18 protein-coding genes are annotated in these 18,309 nt (G+C 59.7%); 9 read left to right on the top strand and 9 right to left on the bottom strand.

The genetic code is table 11. From position 1 onward, the window contains the following. Window positions 1-360 precede the first annotated feature (360 nt). Window positions 361-831, top strand: a complete 471-nt coding sequence (locus L8H52_RS07305) for a DUF1289 domain-containing protein (RefSeq protein ID WP_105709177.1) — start codon at window positions 361-363, stop codon at window positions 829-831. 111 nt (window positions 832-942) lie between these two features. Here the strand turns inward: L8H52_RS07305 and L8H52_RS07300 are convergent, their stop codons facing one another. Beyond that, complete coding sequence (locus tag L8H52_RS07300; protein ID WP_242206405.1) at window positions 943-1,806, bottom strand: universal stress protein; 864 nt, start codon at window positions 1,804-1,806, stop codon at window positions 943-945. Window positions 1,807-1,964: 158 nt separating this feature from the next. On the opposite strand from L8H52_RS07300, the gene miaE reads away from it, so the two are divergent. From miaE to L8H52_RS07285, 3 genes are all read left to right on the top strand, one after another. Further along, the gene (miaE, locus tag L8H52_RS07295; RefSeq protein WP_016982950.1) at window positions 1,965-2,567 is read left to right on the top strand and encodes a tRNA isopentenyl-2-thiomethyl-A-37 hydroxylase MiaE; all 603 of its coding nucleotides are present in this window, start codon (window positions 1,965-1,967) and stop codon (window positions 2,565-2,567) included. A gap of 140 nt (window positions 2,568-2,707) precedes the next feature. Further along, window positions 2,708-3,415, top strand: a complete 708-nt coding sequence (locus L8H52_RS07290) for a response regulator (RefSeq protein WP_242206403.1) — start codon at window positions 2,708-2,710, stop codon at window positions 3,413-3,415. Then, entirely contained in the window at window positions 3,416-4,702 is a 1,287-nt protein-coding gene (locus L8H52_RS07285) for an ATP-binding protein (protein ID WP_242206401.1), read from the top strand. A gap of 169 nt (window positions 4,703-4,871) precedes the next feature. Here L8H52_RS07285 and L8H52_RS07280 read toward each other — a convergent pair whose 3' ends face one another. Continuing rightward, window positions 4,872-5,360, bottom strand: coding sequence for a GFA family protein (locus L8H52_RS07280; RefSeq protein ID WP_242206399.1), 489 nt, complete (start codon window positions 5,358-5,360; stop codon window positions 4,872-4,874). A 137-nt stretch (window positions 5,361-5,497) separates the two neighbouring features. Here L8H52_RS07280 and glsB point away from each other — a divergent pair, with 137 nt between their 5' ends. Both glsB and L8H52_RS07270 read left to right on the top strand, forming a co-directional pair. Further along, window positions 5,498-6,406 (top strand): glutaminase B, encoded by a 909-nt coding sequence (gene glsB, locus L8H52_RS07275; RefSeq protein WP_007911001.1) that lies wholly within the window; start codon window positions 5,498-5,500, stop codon window positions 6,404-6,406. Window positions 6,407-6,595: 189 nt separating this feature from the next. Then, window positions 6,596-8,098: an aldehyde dehydrogenase family protein gene (locus tag L8H52_RS07270; protein ID WP_242206396.1), complete on the top strand. Its 1,503-nt coding sequence runs from the start codon at window positions 6,596-6,598 to the stop codon at window positions 8,096-8,098. 122 nt (window positions 8,099-8,220) lie between these two features. Here L8H52_RS07270 and L8H52_RS07265 read toward each other — a convergent pair whose 3' ends face one another. From L8H52_RS07265 to cynS, 3 genes are all read right to left on the bottom strand, one after another. Continuing rightward, complete coding sequence (locus tag L8H52_RS07265) at window positions 8,221-8,880, bottom strand: carbonic anhydrase (protein WP_242206394.1); 660 nt, start codon at window positions 8,878-8,880, stop codon at window positions 8,221-8,223. 12 nt (window positions 8,881-8,892) lie between these two features. After that, complete coding sequence (locus tag L8H52_RS07260) at window positions 8,893-9,129, bottom strand: DUF2790 domain-containing protein (RefSeq protein WP_242206392.1); 237 nt, start codon at window positions 9,127-9,129, stop codon at window positions 8,893-8,895. A gap of 81 nt (window positions 9,130-9,210) precedes the next feature. Then, window positions 9,211-9,678 (bottom strand): cyanase, encoded by a 468-nt coding sequence (gene cynS / locus L8H52_RS07255; RefSeq protein WP_016982959.1) that lies wholly within the window; start codon window positions 9,676-9,678, stop codon window positions 9,211-9,213. A gap of 121 nt (window positions 9,679-9,799) precedes the next feature. On the opposite strand from cynS, the gene cynR reads away from it, so the two are divergent. Beyond that, window positions 9,800-10,687, top strand: coding sequence for a transcriptional regulator CynR (gene cynR / locus L8H52_RS07250; protein WP_242206390.1), 888 nt, complete (start codon window positions 9,800-9,802; stop codon window positions 10,685-10,687). 230 nt (window positions 10,688-10,917) lie between these two features. Here cynR and L8H52_RS07245 read toward each other — a convergent pair whose 3' ends face one another. The 3 genes from L8H52_RS07245 to L8H52_RS07235 all read right to left on the bottom strand — a co-directional run bounded on the left by L8H52_RS07245 (window position 10,918) and on the right by L8H52_RS07235 (window position 14,253). Beyond that, on the bottom strand, window positions 10,918-11,247 hold the full coding sequence (locus L8H52_RS07245; protein WP_242206388.1) for a hypothetical protein: 330 nt from the start codon (window positions 11,245-11,247) through the stop codon (window positions 10,918-10,920). Window positions 11,248-11,757: 510 nt separating this feature from the next. Further along, window positions 11,758-12,261, bottom strand: coding sequence for a GNAT family N-acetyltransferase (locus L8H52_RS07240; RefSeq protein WP_242206387.1), 504 nt, complete (start codon window positions 12,259-12,261; stop codon window positions 11,758-11,760). Between the two features lie 48 nt (window positions 12,262-12,309). Continuing rightward, window positions 12,310-14,253 (bottom strand): DNA topoisomerase III, encoded by a 1,944-nt coding sequence (locus L8H52_RS07235; RefSeq protein WP_242206384.1) that lies wholly within the window; start codon window positions 14,251-14,253, stop codon window positions 12,310-12,312. Window positions 14,254-14,530: 277 nt separating this feature from the next. On the opposite strand from L8H52_RS07235, the gene L8H52_RS07230 reads away from it, so the two are divergent. After that, window positions 14,531-15,937: a serralysin family metalloprotease gene (locus L8H52_RS07230; protein ID WP_242206382.1), complete on the top strand. Its 1,407-nt coding sequence runs from the start codon at window positions 14,531-14,533 to the stop codon at window positions 15,935-15,937. A gap of 305 nt (window positions 15,938-16,242) precedes the next feature. Then, the gene (locus tag L8H52_RS07225) at window positions 16,243-16,611 is read left to right on the top strand and encodes a DUF427 domain-containing protein (protein WP_242206380.1); all 369 of its coding nucleotides are present in this window, start codon (window positions 16,243-16,245) and stop codon (window positions 16,609-16,611) included. 54 nt (window positions 16,612-16,665) lie between these two features. On the opposite strand, the gene L8H52_RS07220 is transcribed toward L8H52_RS07225, so the two are convergent. Beyond that, on the bottom strand, window positions 16,666-18,288 hold the full coding sequence (locus tag L8H52_RS07220) for an MFS transporter (protein ID WP_016982967.1): 1,623 nt from the start codon (window positions 18,286-18,288) through the stop codon (window positions 16,666-16,668). Window positions 18,289-18,309 lie beyond the last annotated feature (21 nt).

The following is an 18,309-nucleotide window of genomic DNA, read 5'->3' as shown; positions in this document are numbered from 1 at the left end:
GCAATTCCTTACAGAAGCTGCTTTCAAAGTTTTACGCCTGCAGAACGGGGAGCTGATGAGGGTTGGCGCTGGATTTTTCCCCGCTGGAAAAATCCCTCGCCAACACCGCTCTGAAGGAACGACTGTGCTCGTGACGCTTTGAAAACAGCTTCTAACGGACATTGGCGCCTTAAAAGGCTGGCTGATTCTACGGCAAAAAAAATTTAAAGGTAAGTCGGGCTCTATTGGACTTTCGTGGCAATGCGCGCGGCCGGGGCAAACGCGCGGTGCGGCTGAGACCCTGATGTTTGAGGGGTGATCAATGCCCGACAAAGGGCTAACATGCCGACCTGTTCCGCGTTTCAGTGTTTTGCCTATCTTATGCCCAATCAGACCATCAAGACCCCCTGCGTCGGCCTCTGCTCCACTGTTTACGGTGATCTGGTGTGCCGTGGCTGCAAGCGCTTCCACCACGAAGTGATCCATTGGAACGGTTACAACGAGGAGGAAAAACGTGCGGTGTGGTTGCGGCTGGAGCAATTGCTGTCACAAGTGATGGCGGCCAAGGTCGAGATTTTCGATTCGGCGCGCCTGCGCGAGCAACTCGAGCAGCGCAAGATCCGCTTCGTGCCGCATCAGTCGGAATATTGTTGGGCGTATCAGCTGATTGCCCGTGGTGCGCGGGTGATCATTAATCTGGAAGCGTACGGCATGGTGCTGCTGCCGGAGTTTCGCGAGTGGAATCTGCCGGAATTGCGCGATGCCATTGATCGGGAATTCTTCCTGCTGTCAGAAGCGCACTACCAGCGCTACATCGCTCCGGGCTTTTTGAAAGACGCCTTCGGCGCCTGAAGATCAAAAGCTTCGCGAGCAGGCTCGCTCCCACAATGGTTTTGTGAACGACATCAATCCAATGTGGGAGCGAGCCTGCTCGCGAAGGGGCTGGATCAGGCGCCGCAATCCTTAATGCTTCACCGCCAACTCCACCAGATGATCCTCAACCTCCTGCGGCTTGAGCACCAGCACATCGCTTTCCAGCTCGTCCAGCACCACTTCTGCGGTATTGCCGATCAACGCTCCTGACAAACCGGTTCGCGCCACCGTACCGATCACGGTCACCGCCGCCTGCAGCTTGTGCGCCATAAACGGGATCAGCACATCCGCCGGGCCTTCCTCGATGTGCAAATGTTCGTCATCGACATCAAATTCCGCCTGAAACGCCCGACACTGCTCGCGATAGCGCGCTTCGATGGTTTCGCTCAGCTGGAACGTCGGATCCGCCGCCGACAGCATCGGTGAAGGATGCGCCGCAATCACATGCAGATGCGCCTTGGCCAGACTGGCAATGTCATAGCCGTGATCAATGATCGTGGTGTGCAGATGCCGGTGCTCACCGTCGGCGTTGCCCACATCAACCGCCGCCAGAATCACCTTGTCCTTCCACGAACCGGCGGTTTTCACCAGCAGCACCGGGGTTGGGCAGTGGCGCAAGAGCTTCCAGTCCGCCGGAGTCAGCAGGGCTTTTTTCAGCGAACTGTCAGGGAAATGCTGTTTGATCACCAGCCCGCAACCCTCGGCCTGCTGCACATCGATGATGGTTTCGTGCAGGCTCTCGTTCCACGCCTGTTCGGTGGTCACGCTGTAACCGTCGGCCAGCAGCGCGGCTTTGAGCACGCCGAGCATGCCGGCGTGGTCGTGCTTCTTGTCGCACACCAGCAGGTGCAGATGGGCCTGGGTCACGCCAGCGATCAACTTGGCGCGCTTGAGCGCCAGGCTTTCCGAATGTTCGGGTTCGATGACCACCAGAATGCTGCGAATGGCTTGCATGAGCGGAGTCTCCAGCAAAGAAAAGGCACGGCGTTGCACAACTATAGTTGCTGCCCGATCGTGCGCGACTTGATGCATATCAACGCCAGCCGCTGGTGGTCTGCGGGCAGGCCGGTATAATCGGCGCCCTTCGCTCGAACACCTTTACCGTGAGCCCCATGATCCTTCCCGAAATCCACGAATTCCTTGGCTGCCGCACGCCCGACGCCTGGGTTCAGGCTGCACTGGCCGATCAGGAAACCCTGCTGATCGACCACAAGAACTGCGAGTTCAAAGCGGCCAGCACCGCCCTGAGCCTGATTGCCAAGTACCATTCCCACGTCGACTTGATCAACATGATGTCGCGTCTGGCCCGGGAAGAACTGGTGCACCACGAGCAGGTCATGCGCATCATGAAACGGCGCAAGATCGAACTGCGTCAGCTCCACGCCGGCCGTTATGCTTCGGGCTTGCGCAAGGTTGTACGCAGCCATGAACCGGTGAAACTGGTCGATACGCTGGTGGTTGGCGCGTTTATCGAAGCGCGCAGTTGCGAGCGGTTCGAAGCACTGGTGCCGCACCTGGACGAAGAACTCGGCAAGTTCTACTTTGGCCTGCTGAAAAGCGAAGCGCGGCATTTTCAGGGTTATCTGAAACTCGCCTACCAGTATGGGGACGCGAAGGATATTGCTCAGGTCATCGACAAGGTCCGTGCCGCCGAGCAGGAACTGATCGAGTCGCCGGACGACGAGTTCCGCTTCCACAGCGGCGTCCCGGCATAAGATTGTTAAAAACTCTTAAGAGTATGAAACATCACCGAAAACCGGCCCAGTGGCCGGTTTTTGCTGCCTGAAGCAAACGCCCCCACCGCGATTGCCGCCATAATGTCGGCCACTTCACACATGGGCGGCAGACGGGCGTTATGGATAACCTGGGTTTTGGCAAAGTCCTGCTGGTGGAAGACGATGAGCGTCTGGCAGCGCTGATCGCACACTTTCTCGAACAGCACGGCTACGAAGTACGCACCGTGCTGCGCGGCGATCTGGCCGTGGCGGCCTTTCTGGAATTCAAGCCGAAAGTGGTGGTGCTCGACCTGATGTTGCCGGGGCAGAGTGGTCTGCATGTGTGCCGCGAGATTCGCAGTGTGTCGGACACGCCGATCGTGATTCTGACCGCCAAGGAAGATGATCTGGACCACATTCTCGGCCTGGAGTCCGGCGCCGATGACTACGTGATCAAACCGATCAAGCCGCCGGTGTTGCTGGCCCGGTTGCGAGCGCTGCAACGGCGACAGGTGCCGGACAGCAATGTCGTCAGTTTTCTGGAGTTCGGCCAGTTGAGCGTCGACCGCAGTTGTCGGGAAGTGCGGCTGGCGGGCGAAATCATTGAAATGACCACCATGGAATTCGAGCTGCTGTGGTTGCTGGCCAGTGCGGCCGGCAAGGTGCTGTCACGTGACGACATCCTCAATCGCATGCGTGGAATTGCCTTCGACGGGCTCAACCGCAGCGTCGACGTGTACATCAGCAAGTTGCGCAACAAGCTCAAGGACAACCCCCGCGAGCCGATGTGTATCAAGACCGTGTGGGGCAAGGGTTATCTGTTCAATCCGTTCGCGTGGGAGCTGTAGATGCTGCGGTTATTTCTCGGGCTGTTTCTGGTCATGACGATTGGTCTGGTGCTGGCGTTGCAGACCGTCGAACGCACCTTTGATGCCTTGCTCGATTATCAGATGCAGGACTACAACCGCGAGGCTGTGCGAGGTCAAGCGTGGACATTGGCTCAGCAGTTGCGTGACCTCGACGGGCCGGCCCGGGCAAACCAGCTGGAAACGATTCGCCCGCATTATGGCTTGGGGCTGACGCTGGTCGATGCGGGTGAACTGGCCCTGAGCGACGAGGAAAAAGCCGAGCTGGCCCAAGGGTTGCTGGTGATCCGCGACAAATACACCCAGTACATTTCCGCGATAGACGATGGCCCGCAATTGCTCAGCATCCGCTTACCGGCCGAGCCGAGCCTGATGCCGTTCTACATCGCCGGCGCCTACCTGATGATTGCCGTGCTGATCGGTTTCGTCCTGTTTTTCTGGGTACGCCCGCACTGGCGTGATCTGGAGAAACTGCGCCTGGCCGCCGAGCGTTTCGGCGACAACGATCTGTCGGTGCGCATCCAGTTGTCGAAACGCTCGAACATCCGCGATCTGGCCGAGCACTTCAACCTGATGGCAGCGCGCATCGAAGGGCTGATCGCCAATCAGCGCGAACTGACCAACGCTGTCTCCCACGAGCTGCGCACGCCGATTGCGCGGCTGTCGTTTGAACTCGATCAGCTCAAGCAGCAATCGGACCCCAGCCAGAACCGCGAGCTGATTGCCGACATGTACGCCGACCTCGGCGAGTTGGAGGAAATGGTTTCGGAACTGCTGACCTATGCCAGCCTTGAGCGCGGCGCGACGGTGATCAAGCGTGAAAACATCCAGGCTGCCAATTGGCTCGACAGCGTGGTCGGCAGCGTGGCGCTGGAGGCAGAGGCGGCGGGCGTGCAGTTGTTGATTGGTGAGTGCCGGCTCGAAACGGTGCGCATCGAGCCCAGATTCATGGCGCGGGCAGTGATCAATCTGCTGCGCAATGCGATTCGGTATGCCGAGCAGCGGGTTGAAGTGACGCTGGTGCGCAGCGGTGATTATTACCAAGTGCAGGTCAACGACGACGGGCCGGGCGTGCCGGTGGACGGGCGGGAGAAGATCTTTGAGCCGTTTTCGCGGCTGGATGCCAGCCGCGATCGCCGCACCGGAGGGTTTGGCTTGGGTCTGGCGTTGGTGCGCCGGGTGTCGCAGTCCCATGGCGGGCAGGTTGAAGTGGGTGATTCGCCTTGGGGTGGGGCGTCGTTTCGGATGACCTGGGCGCATCTGGATTAATGCTGTGGCCTGTGCCGGCCCCTTCGCGAGCAAGCTCGCTCCCACATTGGATTTGTGAGCACCACAGATCACTGTGGGAGCGAGCTTGCTCGCGAAGGGGTCAGTCCAATCAGCATTTTTGCTGCTGATCCACCGCTATCGCGAGCAGGCTCACTCCAGGGGGCACGGTTCAGCGGGTCAAGCCGAGGCGCTCATGCCACTGGGCAATCGATTCTTCGGGATATTCGTCAAATTGCTGGTCCTTGGGTTTCGCCTCGATTTCGACCCAGGTTGCTTTCGAACCGAGCATCAAATGCGTGTGCTCCTGCGGCACCGGCAACGGCGTGTCGATGGCCGAAGCGAACGGGTGGATCAGCTCCGGCCACTCCGGGCTGAACAGCCACAAGCCGCTGCCGCACAGTGAACAGAAATGTCGTTCGGCCGTGCTGCGATGGGCGCGCTGATCGCCTTCGCCTTTCATCTTCGCGTAATAAATGCTGATGTGTTTGCGCCCGCGGACCTTGAGGCTGGTCGCGTCGCCGCCAAGGTTGATCGCATAACCGCCACCGCCCTGGGTCTTGCGGCAGATCGAGCAATAGCAGCGTTGATAAGGATAAGGGTGGGCGCTGGTGAGGCTGAACGTGACCTCGCCACAATGGCAGGAGCCTTCGAGATGCATGGTGCTCTCCGGTTTCTGAATGTGCGGTTTAGCCTAGAACATTCTGCGCAATGCCGGCCGGTGTGATTCGACGGGCGGGCGCAGCGTCTAGCCCCAGTGTCCCCGCAATCCCACGGGGCGAGACTTCGGAACCCGGCATGCAAGCGCTGTTGAACGAGATTCTTGACGCTGTCCGCCCTTTGATCGGGCAGGGCAAAGTGGCTGACTACATTCCCGCCCTCGGCACCGTGCCGGCCAATCAGCTGGGCATCGCCGTGTATGGCAACGACGGCGAGATGTACTGCGCCGGTGACGCCGAGACGCCGTTCTCGGTGCAGAGTATTTCCAAGGTGTTCAGCCTGGTGCAGGCGATCGATCATTCCGGCGAAGCGATCTGGGAACGCCTCGGTCACGAGCCGTCCGGGCAACCGTTCAACTCGCTGGTGCAACTGGAATTCGAGCGCGGTCGGCCGCGTAATCCGTTCATCAACGCCGGCGCGCTGGTGATCTGCGACATCAACCAGTCGCGCTTCGCCGCACCTACTTTGTCGATGCGTGATTTCGTCCGGCGCCTGTCGGGCAATCCGCAGATCATGATCGACGGCAAAGTCGCCGACTCCGAATACCAACACCGCGCGCGCAATGCGGCGATGGCGTATCTGATGCAGTCGTTCGGCAACTTTCACAACGACGTCGAAGCGGTGCTGCGCAGCTATTTCAGCCACTGCGCGTTGCGCATGAACTGCATTGATCTGGCGCGGGCGTTCTGCTTTCTGGCCAATGACGGTTTCTGCAAACACAGCGGCGAACAGATCCTGACGCGCCGACAAACCCAGCAGGTCAACTCGATCATGGCCACCAGTGGGCTGTATGACGAAGCGGGCAACTTCGCCTATCGCGTTGGCTTGCCGGGCAAGAGCGGCGTCGGCGGCGGGATTGTCGCGGTGGTGCCGGGTCAGTTCACGGTGTGCGTGTGGTCGCCGGAGTTGAATGCGGCGGGGAACTCGCTGGCGGGGATGGCGGCGCTGGAGATGCTTAGCGCGCGGATTGGCTGGTCAGTCTTCTGACCCGATCCGCCAAACACCACAAAACCCTGTGGGAGCGAGCCTGCTCGCGAAGGCGTCAGGTCAGCCAACATTGATGTATCGGATCCACCGCTTTCGCGAGCAGGCTCGCTCCCACAGGGTTAGCGGTTGCTTTGGAGGATTGTGTTCCTATACATTTTCCGGCCGCTCCCTGCATGGTGAATCCGCTTCATGTCTCTTGCGCTCGAACGTCTAGTCGCTGGCACGCCGATCCCTTTCGCTGGTAACCGCGTCACCGTGGTCAGCCCCGAACTGGCCGCGCGGTTTCAGCCCGGTGATCATCTGCTGGTGGAGCAGGTCAGTGGCGAGTTGCTGCTGGTCCCCGTGGCGGATCAGCAAGCGGCGTCGGTAGCGATCGAGCGCGCGGCAGCGGCATTCACCGCGTTGTCGGCGGTGTCCGATGAGGCGATCAGCCAGTTTTTCGACCTGTTCGCGCAACGTCTGGAAACTCCGGATTGCTGGGCGCAGATCGAATCCGCCAACCTCGCCGACATCGAGCGAGCCAAGGCGCGCGGCCGCTCCACCACGCGCCTGCTCGCCGATGAGCGCATGCGTGGCGACATGATTGCCGGCCTGCGCGCCTGGCGTGATGCGGCGGCAACGCGTGGCAAAGTCATCAGCAGCGTTGAGCATGACGGCTGGAAGGTCGAACAAGTAGTCTCGCCGCTGGGTATTGTTGCGTTTGTCTTTGAAGGTCGGCCGAACGTGTTCGCTGATGCGGCCGGTGTCTTGCGCACCGGCAACACCGCCGTACTGCGCATCGGCAGCGATGCGTTGGGTACCGCGCAAGCCATTGTCACTCACGCGTTGAACCCGGCGCTGGCCGATGCCGGTCTGCCGGCCGGTGCGGTGGCGTTGGTGGAAAGTGTTAATCATGCGGCCGGTTGGGCGATGTTCGCTGACCGACGTCTGTCGTTGGCGGTGGCGCGCGGTTCGGGTCGTGCGGTCAGTCAGTTGGGCAGTATCGCCCAGCAGGCTGGCACCGCGGTCAGCCTGCATGGCACGGGGGGCGCGTGGTTGATTGCCGATCGTGCTGCCGATGCCACACGTTTCGTCGCCGTGGTGCGCAACTCGCTGGATCGCAAAGTCTGCAATACGTTGAACGTCTGCCTGATCCATCGTGATCGCGCGGCGGAACTGGTGCCGTTGTTTCTTGAGGCTTTGCAACAGGCCGGCGCCGCGCGTGGCCAGGGTTGCAAGCTGCACATCGTTGAAGGCAGCGAACGTTGTCTGCCTGGCGAGTGGCAGAACGCAACGGTCGAGGTTTATCGCGCTGAGGGTTATCAGACTGAAGCGCTGGCTGAGCCCTTGGCGGAATCCGCATTGGGCCGCGAATGGGAATGGGAAGAAACCCCGGAAGTCAGCCTGATGATTGTCGACGATCTGAATCAGGCGATTGCGCTGTTCAACCGCTACAGCCCGCAATTTACCGTGTCGTTGATCAGTGAAGATGCCGCCGAACAAGAGCGTTTTTACAACGCGGTGAATGCGCCGTTCGTGGGCAACGGCGTTACCCGTTGGGTCGATGGGCAGTACGCGCTGAACAAGCCGGAGTTGGGGCTTTCGAACTGGGAGAGCGGGCGCCTGTTTGCGCGCAGCGCGATTCTTTCGGGGGATGGCGTGTTCACCGTTCGTAGCCGCATGACCCAAATAGACCTCACGGTAAAACGCTGATCTCGTAGCCAGTGATCGTTCCCACGCTCCAGCGTGGGAACGCAGCCCGTGACGCTCCGCGTCACTGGACGCAGAGCGTCCCTTGAGGCATTCCGACGCAGAGCGCGGGAACGATCAGTTGCTCAGGCGGCGTGCGTGCTTTGTGCATGGATCGCGCAAGTCGCCGGTTGTTCGGCCAGTGGCACAAACGTGCGGCGGTCCGAGGACAGCGCATCGATCGAGCCAGTCTCGATGTCATACACCCAGCCATGCAGATTCAGCAGGCCTTTCTCCTGAGCCAGGCGCACGCTCGGGTGGGTCTGAATGTTCGCCAGTTGCGCAATCACGTTTTCGCGCACCATCGAACTCAATTTCGCCGCGTCATTGGCATGCGGTCGTGATTCGTTAACCACTTTCGCCGACTCGGCATGTTGCAGCCAGCCGCTGACGGCGGGCAGGTGATCCATGCATTTGCACTTCGCGATTGCGGTCATCGCGCCGCAGTCCGAATGCCCGCAGATCACAATGTCGGTCACGCCGAGCACCGCCACCGCATATTCCACCGTCGCCGAAACCCCGCCCGGATGCGGGCTGTAGGACGGCACAATATTGCCGGCATTACGGATCACGAACAGCTCGCCGGGTTCTTGTTGGGTCAGCAGTTCAGGCACGACGCGGCTGTCGGAGCAGGTGATGAACAAGGTGCCCGGCTGTTGCGTGGTCGCCAGGTGTTTGAACAGTTCGGTGCGTTGCGGGAACGCTTCGTTCTGGAATTTCAGGAAGCCATCAATCAGGTTTTTCATGGTGTTGTCCTCTTAGTTCGAGCAACCGCTGCCGAATTCGCTGTATTGAAGAATGTGTTTACCGCCGTGGCTGTCCAGATACGTCATCTCCACCGGCACCACGCCACACACGTCGGCAACCGGGGTGATGCTCAGCACTTGGGCGATGTCCAATTGCATGCCGTAGCGGTAGGCGACGACCTCGTCAGCGGCGATTGCCTGGGTGCCAAAGCCGCCGAGCAGGGCCAGAATCAACAGAATTTTTTGCATGGGGCAGCCTCCAGATGTGTTGGGTGACGGGTAACCATTCGAGGTGGGTTGGCCCGCACGTTCGGTGCGGGCCGGGGCGGATCAGAACGGACGCAGGGGCAGGAACTTGCCGTCGAGGGTGACCACGGCGCGGGAGCCGCCTTCCGGGTCTTCGACTTTCTTGATGTCGAGTTTGAAGTTGATCGCACTGATGATGCCGTCGCCGAACTGCTCGTGAACCAGCGCTTTGAGCGTGGTGCCGTAGATCTGGATCATCTCGTGGAAGCGGTAGATGGTCGGGTCGGTCGGCACGCCGCTGAGGCTGCCACGCAGGGGGATGATCTGCATCGCCGCGACGTCTTCAGCGCTCAGTTCCAGCTTGTCACCGACCACTTGGGCGGCGTTTTCCGGCAGCGGGTGCTGGCCGAGCAGGGCAGCGGTGACGTACGCCAGGCTCAGGCCAGTGCCGTCGGCCAGATCCTGCCACGACAGATCTTTGCGTGCCTTGGCGTCGAGAACGCGGGTGGTCAGGGCCAGGCTGGTGTCGTTGTAGGCGTGGGACTGTTGCATGGTGTCACTCCTTTCAGGGGTTGGCTTGCTGTGTGGGATTGATCTTCTGCCGATTCATCCATAGCGTCCAAGATCGATATACAATGCTTCGCATAAGCCCTGCCTATAGATGGTGATTGCCATGTTGCTGCGACATTTGCGTTATCTGCTGGCCGTTGCCGACCACGGCGGCTTTACCCGTGCCGCCGAGGCGCTGCATGTGTCGCAACCAACCTTGTCGCAGCAGATTCGCCAACTGGAGGAAACCCTCGGAGTGAATCTGTTTGATCGCACTTCGCGCACGGTCAAGCCGACAGATGCCGGCGCGGCCTACATCGAATGCGCACGGCGGGTGTTGGTGGAGCTGGAGGCGGGCAAGCGCGCGTTGCATGACGTGAAGGATTTGTCTCGCGGGACGTTGCGTCTGGCGATGACACCGACGTTCATGGCGTATCTGGTCGGGCCGTTGGTGCGCGACTTTGCCGCGCGGTACCCGGGGATTCATTTGCAGATCTTCGAGTTGTCGATGGATGACATTGAGGCGGGGCTGGCGGATGACTCGCTGGATATTGCGATTGCGTTCACGCCGGTGCGCAGCGCCGATATCGAGTGCATTCCGGCGTTTACCGAAACGCTGGGGATCATGGTCGGGCGCGAGCATCCGCTATATGACAGTGGCTCAGTGCTGACGCCAGAAGATATTGCTGCACTGGACTTTGCCCTGTTGGCGCCGGACTTTATTACGCGGTTGTCAGTGGATGAATATTTCCGGCAACACGGGATTACGCCGCAGGTGCGGATCGAGGTGAACTCGGTGAGCACGTTGCTGGAAGTGGTGCGGCATTCGCCGCTGGCGACGATGTTGCCGCAGGCGATTGCGACGGAGGATCGGGCGTTGCGTCGGTTGCGGCTGGAGAGTGATGCACCGCAGCGTGGGGCGGCGTTGTTGCGGCGGCGCAATAATTATCACAGTGCGGCGGCGGTGGCGTTTGTGGAATTGGTGTTGGACATGGGAAGCCCCTCACCCTAACCCTCTCCCAGAGGGAGAGGGGACTGACCGAGTTGCTTGGGCGATGTACGCCGACCTGAGAAACCTGAGCCGAACTCTGGTTCTGAAAGCACCATAAATCGGCCCCCTCTCCCTCGGGAGAGGGCTGGGGTGAGGGGCTACAATTCCAGTCACGCCAAATCAATGCAAGCGAACAAAAAAAGGCCTGCTTCCTTTAAGGAAGCAGGCCTTTCAATTATTTGATGACTAACTCAGCAGAACCGATCAATCACCCGAACTTCATTGTGGTTCTGCATCGAACCCCACGCCTGTTTCAGCGTTTGCAGAACATTACCGATGAAGTCCCTGTCGGCTGCGGCTTTCTTGCCAACATAACCGTGGCCGCGGCGGTACATCTTCAGGCGGGCCAGCAGGTTCTGATGGTTGCGGTCGAACTCGTCTTCGTCAGCATGGGTCGCCAGGCAGTCGATATGCACCTGCCCCGACTTGCTGATCCACAGAATATGGCTGTCGTGGCTGTCTTTCTGCGCAGCGAACATACGAGCCAGTTCTTCGATAGTAGGTTGATTGTTCAGATTCATGATATTGCCCCTTGACCAGTCTGGTGATCTTTCAAAGTTGATTCGCTAATACAGGTAGCCCATCGGTTAGTTGATCCCTGGCACCGAAACCAGGACGTCAGCGCTCGCCCGTGTGCAGTACGGGGTCGTGCATCTGTTGCATGTAGTCGTGTTGAATAACTGCTACGCAATAGCGTCACAACGAGGAGAAGCAGCGAAAACCGGGAGGCTCCTTGACGACATTTACCGTGTCGACCACAAGCGTCTTGAGAATTTTCGCCAGCGCTTCTCGTCCTTGTACTGGACGTTCAGGCCAGGTCAGCTTCTTCAATCTGCCTTGTGGGCAGCGTGTATCCGGAAAAAACAACTCGGCGGTCAGACGAGTTTGCTCAAGCGTGTTACCGATGTTCCCGATCGGGGAACGTCTTCATCATGCAAAAGCAAAACGATGCCGTCAACGGTTTTGTAGTGATTATTTTTGCTCACTACATATTGTCGGACAAAGCTGTTTTGGAATGAGAAAGAATCCGTTCAGGCAACGGAAAAAGGCGTGCACAGGCGGTAGAACGTGCACGGATAACCGTCCACTTCACGCTGCTGCCGGGTGAAATCGCCGCCGCTCAATACAGGCATCAGTCTGGCCCAGAAGCGCTGGGCCGGCAGGTTGGCGTCGATATGGAAAATCTGCCATTGACCGGGGGTGTGGCTCAAGAGGGCAGAGACGACAAACTGCGCGACGCCTTGGCCACGGAAGCGTCGGGCGATGAAGAAGTAGCCGATGTTGTGTTCGGCGCCTGTGAGATGGGTTTCGTTATCGACGGTCACGAAACCGGCGAGTTCACCGTCGACGAGAATCAAAAATGGTTGGGTGGCCGGATGGCGCCAGTAGCCGGTTTTCGGCTGGATGGAGAAAAAACCATGCTCGGCGAGCTTCAGCGGCAGCCATTCGCTGAAGTCATACATGTAGAACTGCATGAGGTTTTCGATGACTTCCAGCTCATCGCGCTGGGCGGGGTGCAGTTCGATATTGGCCATACGCCGGGTTCCTGAAAGTGCTGAGCCTTGCAGAAACAGTAGCGGGTTTTATTTGCCCGCCGGTTTCGCCGTGCGTTTGGTGGTGCCTGCGGTTTTGCTGCGCGTCGATTTACGTTTCTTCTTCCACGGTGCTGCGGTTTTGCCGGCGGGTGGCGGGCCGCTGATGGTCAGGCTGAGGCTGGAGCAGCGGGTCACCTGTTTGCTCATCCACGCCGCTTGTTTGGTGACGAATTCTTCCAGACTCATTTCGCCGCTTTGCACCATGTCCAGCGCCTGCTCCCAGATCGCCGTGGTGCCGGGGTCGGCAATTGCGCGAGGAACCGCATCGATCAGGCTGAACGCCGCCGGTGTGGCAGCGAGGGCCTTGCCGTTTTTCACTAGATAACCACGATCCAGCAAGCCCTGGATGATCGACGCGCGGGTGGCTTCCGTGCCGATGCCGGTGGTGTCCTTGAGTTTCTGTTTCAGCAGCGGATCTTCCACCAGTCTGGCGACGTTTTTCATCGCCTTGATCAGATCGCCCTCGGTGTAGGGCTTGGGCGGCTGCGTCCACAGATCCTTGAGCTTCACCGCGGCGATGGTGCATTCAACGCCTTGGCTCAGGGCCGGCAAGGTTTGCGGCGCGGGAGCTTCGCGGCCCTTGGCCGGTGTCAGTGCCTCCGGCAGGGCGCGTTTCCAGCCCGCTTCGATGATCTGCTTGCCGACCGCGCGCAAGGCTTCACCGGCGCAATCGAAATCGGCTTGGGTGCGATCGTATTCATGGTTGGGCAGGAACTGCGCCAGATAGCGCGCGCGGATCAGCGTGTAGACCGCGCGGTGCTTGCCACTCAGGCGTTCAAGATTCTTCGCGGCGGCGGTTGGAATGATGCCGTGGTGCGCGCTGACCTTGGCGTCGTTCCATGCACGGGATTTGCGTTGCGGCTCCAGAAACCCGTTGAGCGCTTCGAGGCTCGGATCGGCCTGACGTAGCGCAGTGAGAATCCCCGGCGCCTCACTGTGCTGGCTCAGCGGCAAATAACCGCAATCACTGCGCGGGTAGGTGATGACTTTGTAGGTTTCGTAGAGTGCCTGGGCGATGTCGAGGGTTTCCTGCGCGCCGAGGCCGAGTTTCTTCGAACAGACTTCCTGCAAGGTGCCGAGATCGAAGGGCAGGGGCGCCACTTCGCGCATGCGCTCGGTTTTCAGCTTGACCACCCGGGCACTGGCAGCGCCGTTGATGGCGGCGGCCGCTTGCTGGGCCAGCGCCTGATTCAGGCAGCGCTCCTGATCATCACAGACATCCGGTGGTGCACGCCATTGCGCGGTAAACGGCGTGCCGTTGTGCAGCAGATCGACATCGATCGCCCAGAACGGCACCGGCACGAAATCGGCGATGCTGCGATCGCGATCGACCACCAAGCGGAGGGTCGGTGTCTGCACCCGGCCGACCGGCAACACGCCTTGATAACCCGATTGCCGACCGAGCAGGGTGAACAGCCGGCTCATGTTCATGCCGATCAGCCAGTCCGCTCGCGAGCGGCCCAGCGCCGAGTGATACAGGCTGAATGTCTCGGCGCCCGGTTTCAGGGCCGCCAGAGCCTTGCGGATCGAAGCTTCGTCCAGCGCCGACAGCCACAAGCGACGGATCGGCCCGCGATAACGACAATGCTCGACCAGTTCCCGGGCAATCATCTCGCCCTCACGGTCGGCGTCAGTGGCGATGATCAGCTCGCTGGCCTCGCCGAGCAGGCGCTTGACCGCTTTGTACTGGCTGGCGGTGCGCGGTTTGACGGTCATTTTCCACTTGTCCGGGATGATCGGCAGATCAGCCAGCACCCAGCGCTTGTAGCGCGCGTCATAGGCATCCGGCGGCGCGGTTTCGAGCAAATGGCCAATGCACCAGGTCACCGTGACGTCCGTTCCCAGCCAGCAGCCGTCGCCCCGACGCTTGGCGCCGAGCACGGCCGCAATATCTTTGGCCTGGGAGGGTTTTTCACAGAGGTAGAGCCGCATAACCACCATCGTCGATCAAGGTCGGAACAGGTGCACAGAATGGCCGGACTTGCCGTCAGGGGCAACTTTTATCTGTATGGATATACAGATAAAAAGCATTGCAGCAGGTGACGGGTAATACAGGGACGCAGGCAGGGCTATCGAGAAATTGATTAGCGCCCGGTTTGCGCCTGTGTCAGGTTTTTCGCCGATGCAAACATGCGAGTGACAGGACGATCTCGCCAGAAGATCGCCGTGGTCTGTCGACACTGACTACTCAGAAACAAGGAAGTCCACCATGGCTCAAGCCAAATCGAAAACCAGCAGCGCCTTCGACGAAATCAATACCTTCAGCCATCTATATGACCGTGGCGTCGGGCTGGTCAACGGCAAACCCTCATTCACTGCCGACCAGGCTGCGGATGAAATCCTGCGCAAAGGCCTGTTGTGGGGCGACAAGAACGCTGACGGCAAGATCGGCCTCAGTTACACCTTCCTGACCGAGAAACCAGCGAACTACAACGTCAAACTGGGCAACTTCAGCGAGTTCAGCGCCCAGCAAAAGGCCCAGGCCGTGCTGGCCATGCAATCCTGGGCCGATGTCGCCAACGTCACTTTCACTGAAGGCAAGGGTGGCGATGGTCACATGACCTTCGGTAACTACGACGTCAGCACCGGTGGCGCAGCGTTCGCTTATCTGCCGAGCGGCGGCAGCTATGACGGCCAGTCGTGGTACTTGATCAACGATCAATATCAGGTCAACAAGACCCCGGACACCAACAACTACGGGCGCCAGACCCTGACCCACGAGATCGGCCACACCCTCGGCCTGTCGCACCCGGGCGCGTACAACGCCGGAAACGGCAACCCGACCTACAACGATGCCAAGTACGCCGAAGATACCCGTGGCTACAGCCTGATGAGCTACTGGAGCGAAGCCAACACCGATCAGAACTTCAGCAAGGACGGCAGCGGCGCGTACGCTTCGGCGCCATTGCTGGACGATATCGTTGCGGTGCAAAAACTGTATGGCGCCAACTACGCGACCCGCGCCGATGACACCACCTACGGTTTCAACTCCAACGCCGAACGCGACTTTTACAGCGCCACCTCGGCGTCCTCCAAAGTGGTTTTCTCGGTGTGGGATGGCGGCGGTAATGACACCCTGGATTTCTCCGGCTTCAGCCAGAACCAGAAGATCAACCTCAATGAAGGTTCGTTCTCCGACGTCGGTGGCCTCGTCGGTAACGTGTCCATCGCTCACGGTGTGACCGTGGAGAACGCGGTGGGTGGTTCGGGCAATGACCTGCTGATCGGCAATGCGGCCGCCAACGATCTGTTCGGCGGTGCCGGTAATGACATCATTTACGGTGGTGGCGGTGGCGATACCTTGTGGGGCGGTGCAGGCGCAGACACCTTCGTGTTCGGTGCCGCCAGCGATTCGACCATGACCGCGCCGGACTGGATCATGGATTTCACCAGCGGCCTGGACAAGATCGACCTGTCGGGGATTGCCGGGTTTGCAACGGGTGCGGCTTCGCTGAACTTCGTCAGCGGTTTCACCGGGCATGCGGGCGATGCGATCCTGACTTACTTTGCGCAAACCAATCAGACCAGCCTGATGGTTGACCTGACGGGGCAGGGTTTGGTGGATTTTGCTGTGGGTGTGGTGGGGCAAGCGGTGGCGACTGATATCGTTGCGTGATGCCTGAAGAGCGGCCCTCACCCTAACCCTCCCGAAACGTCGGACCGCCCAGAGGTAGAGGGGACTGATTGGGGGATGCTACAGAAATACATCGACCTGATAGCGCGATGCCGAATCCATAATCGACACCGCAATTTCAGGTCGATGTAGAACGAAAGACACCCCCGTAGGCTCCCTCTCCCTCCGGGAGAGGGCTGGGGTGAGGGGCTTTTGAAGTTGATGGGCCGTTCGGCTGTAAACCCACCCTAACCAGAACCAATGCGCTATACCTGAACCGGTCTCTTCGCCGTATCCAGGAGAACCCCATGAAAACCTCCGGCCCCAGTCCCGTCATCACCCTCGAACAACTTCCCGGCTGTCTGCTGGTGAAATTCCACGGCATCCAGGTCGCCGCCTCGTCCCACGTACTGATCCTCAACGAAGCCAACTACCCGCCGGTCTATTACATCCCCCGCGAAGACATCGACGAAAAGTACTTCGCCCGCACCGATCACACCAGTTATTGCCCGTACAAGGGCGACGCCAACTACTTCAGCCTGCAAGTGCCGGGGCATGAAGGGGCGAACGCGGTGTGGACTTATGAGAAACCGAAAATCTCGGTCGGGCCGATCAAGGACTACGTGGCGTTTTATCCGGATCAGGTGAAGTTCGAGGTGATCAAGGCTGATGCTTGAGCAAAAAAACGGCGAGGGTCAAAGCCCTCGCCGATTGATGTGTCTGGTTGAGTTTCAGTTCTTGTCGAGATCGATATTCTTCGTCTCACGCAAACAGATCATCCCCACCACCAGGCTGACCCCGGTGATCAACACCGGATACCACAGCCCATAAAAGATGTCCCCGGTGTACACCACCAACGCAAACGACACCGTTGGCAGAAATCCGCCAAACCAGCCGTTGCCGATGTGATATGGCAGCGACATCGAGGTGTAGCGAATGCGCGTCGGGAACAGTTCGACCATCAGCGCTGCCAGTGGGCCGTAGCACATGGCCGAGATGATGATCAGCGCCACGATCAGGGCGACGATCATTGGCTTGTTGATCTGCTGCAGATCGGCCTGTTGCGGGTAGCCGGCGAGGGTGATCGCGCCGCGCAGGGCGGCCTCATCGAAGCCATCGAGTTTGACGTCGCCGACGCTCACTTGCACGGCGCTGCCAGCAGGCGCAGCGGCGCTGGAGTAGGGCAGGCCTTGTTTGACCAGGAAGGTTTTGACCTTGTCGCACGGGCTGTCGAATTTAGCTTTACCGACCGGATCGAACTGGAAGGTGCAGGTCGCCGGATCCGCCAGCACCGTGATTGGCGCCTGACGGCTGGCCTGATCGATCGCCGGGTTGGCGTAGTGCGCAAGGGATTTGAAGATCGGGAAGTACAGCGCCGTGGCCAGCAGCAAGCCCAGCATCAGCACCGGTTTGCGTCCGACCTTGTCCGACAGCCAGCCGAAAAAGATGAAGAACGGCGCGCCGATGACCACGCTGATGATCAGCAAGGTGTTGGCCACCGCCGGGTCCATTTTCAGGAACTGGGTGAGGAAGAACAGCACGTAGAACTGCGCCGCATAGAAGGTCACAGCTTGGCCGGCGTTGATGCTGAACAGGGCGATCAACACGACTTTGAGGTTCTCCCATTTGCCGAAGGATTCACGGATCGGCGCTTTCGAGGTTTTGCCTTCCTCTTTCATTTTCAGGTACGCCGGCGACTCGTGCAGGCTCAGGCGAATCCAGGTGGAAATGCCCAGCAGCACGATCGACAGCAGGAACGGAATGCGCCAGCCCCAGACTTCAAACTGATCGCCAGTGAAGTAGCGGCAACCGAGCACCACTAGCAGCGACAGCAGCAGGCCGAGGGTGGCAGTGGACTGAATCCAGCTGGTGTGGAAGCCGCGTTTGCCGATTGGCGCGTGCTCGGCAACGTAGGTGGCAGCGCCGCCGTATTCACCGCCGAGCGCCAGGCCCTGAAGCATGCGCAGTAGCACCAGAATGATCGGCGCGGCGATGCCGATGCTGGCGTAGGTCGGCAGCAGACCGACGCAGAACGTCGCCACGCCCATCAGAATGATCGTCGCGAGAAAGGTATATTTGCGCCCGATCATGTCCCCTAACCGACCGAATACCAACGCGCCGAACGGCCGCACGATAAAGCCTGCGGCGAAGGCCATCAGCGCAAAGATAAATGCGGTGGTGTCGTTGACTCCGGCGAAAAACTGCTTGCTGATCACCGCCGCGAGGGCGCCGTAGAGGAAGAAGTCATACCACTCGAACACCGTTCCCAGTGATGAGGCGAAGATGACTTTGCGTGTATCCGGGCTGGTCTCCGCGCTGCGCACAGCGTCCAGCGGCTGAACGTGTTCTGACATATCGGTATCCCTCACAGTGAT

It is taken from the genome of Pseudomonas sp. CROZ-RG-20F-R04-15 (assembly GCF_022662375.1).
In the GTDB taxonomy this organism is placed as follows: Bacteria; Pseudomonadota; Gammaproteobacteria; order Pseudomonadales; family Pseudomonadaceae; genus Aquipseudomonas.
The sequence above is the reverse complement of the archived record's forward strand: the minus strand, read 5'-3'. Positions and strand labels throughout refer to the sequence as shown.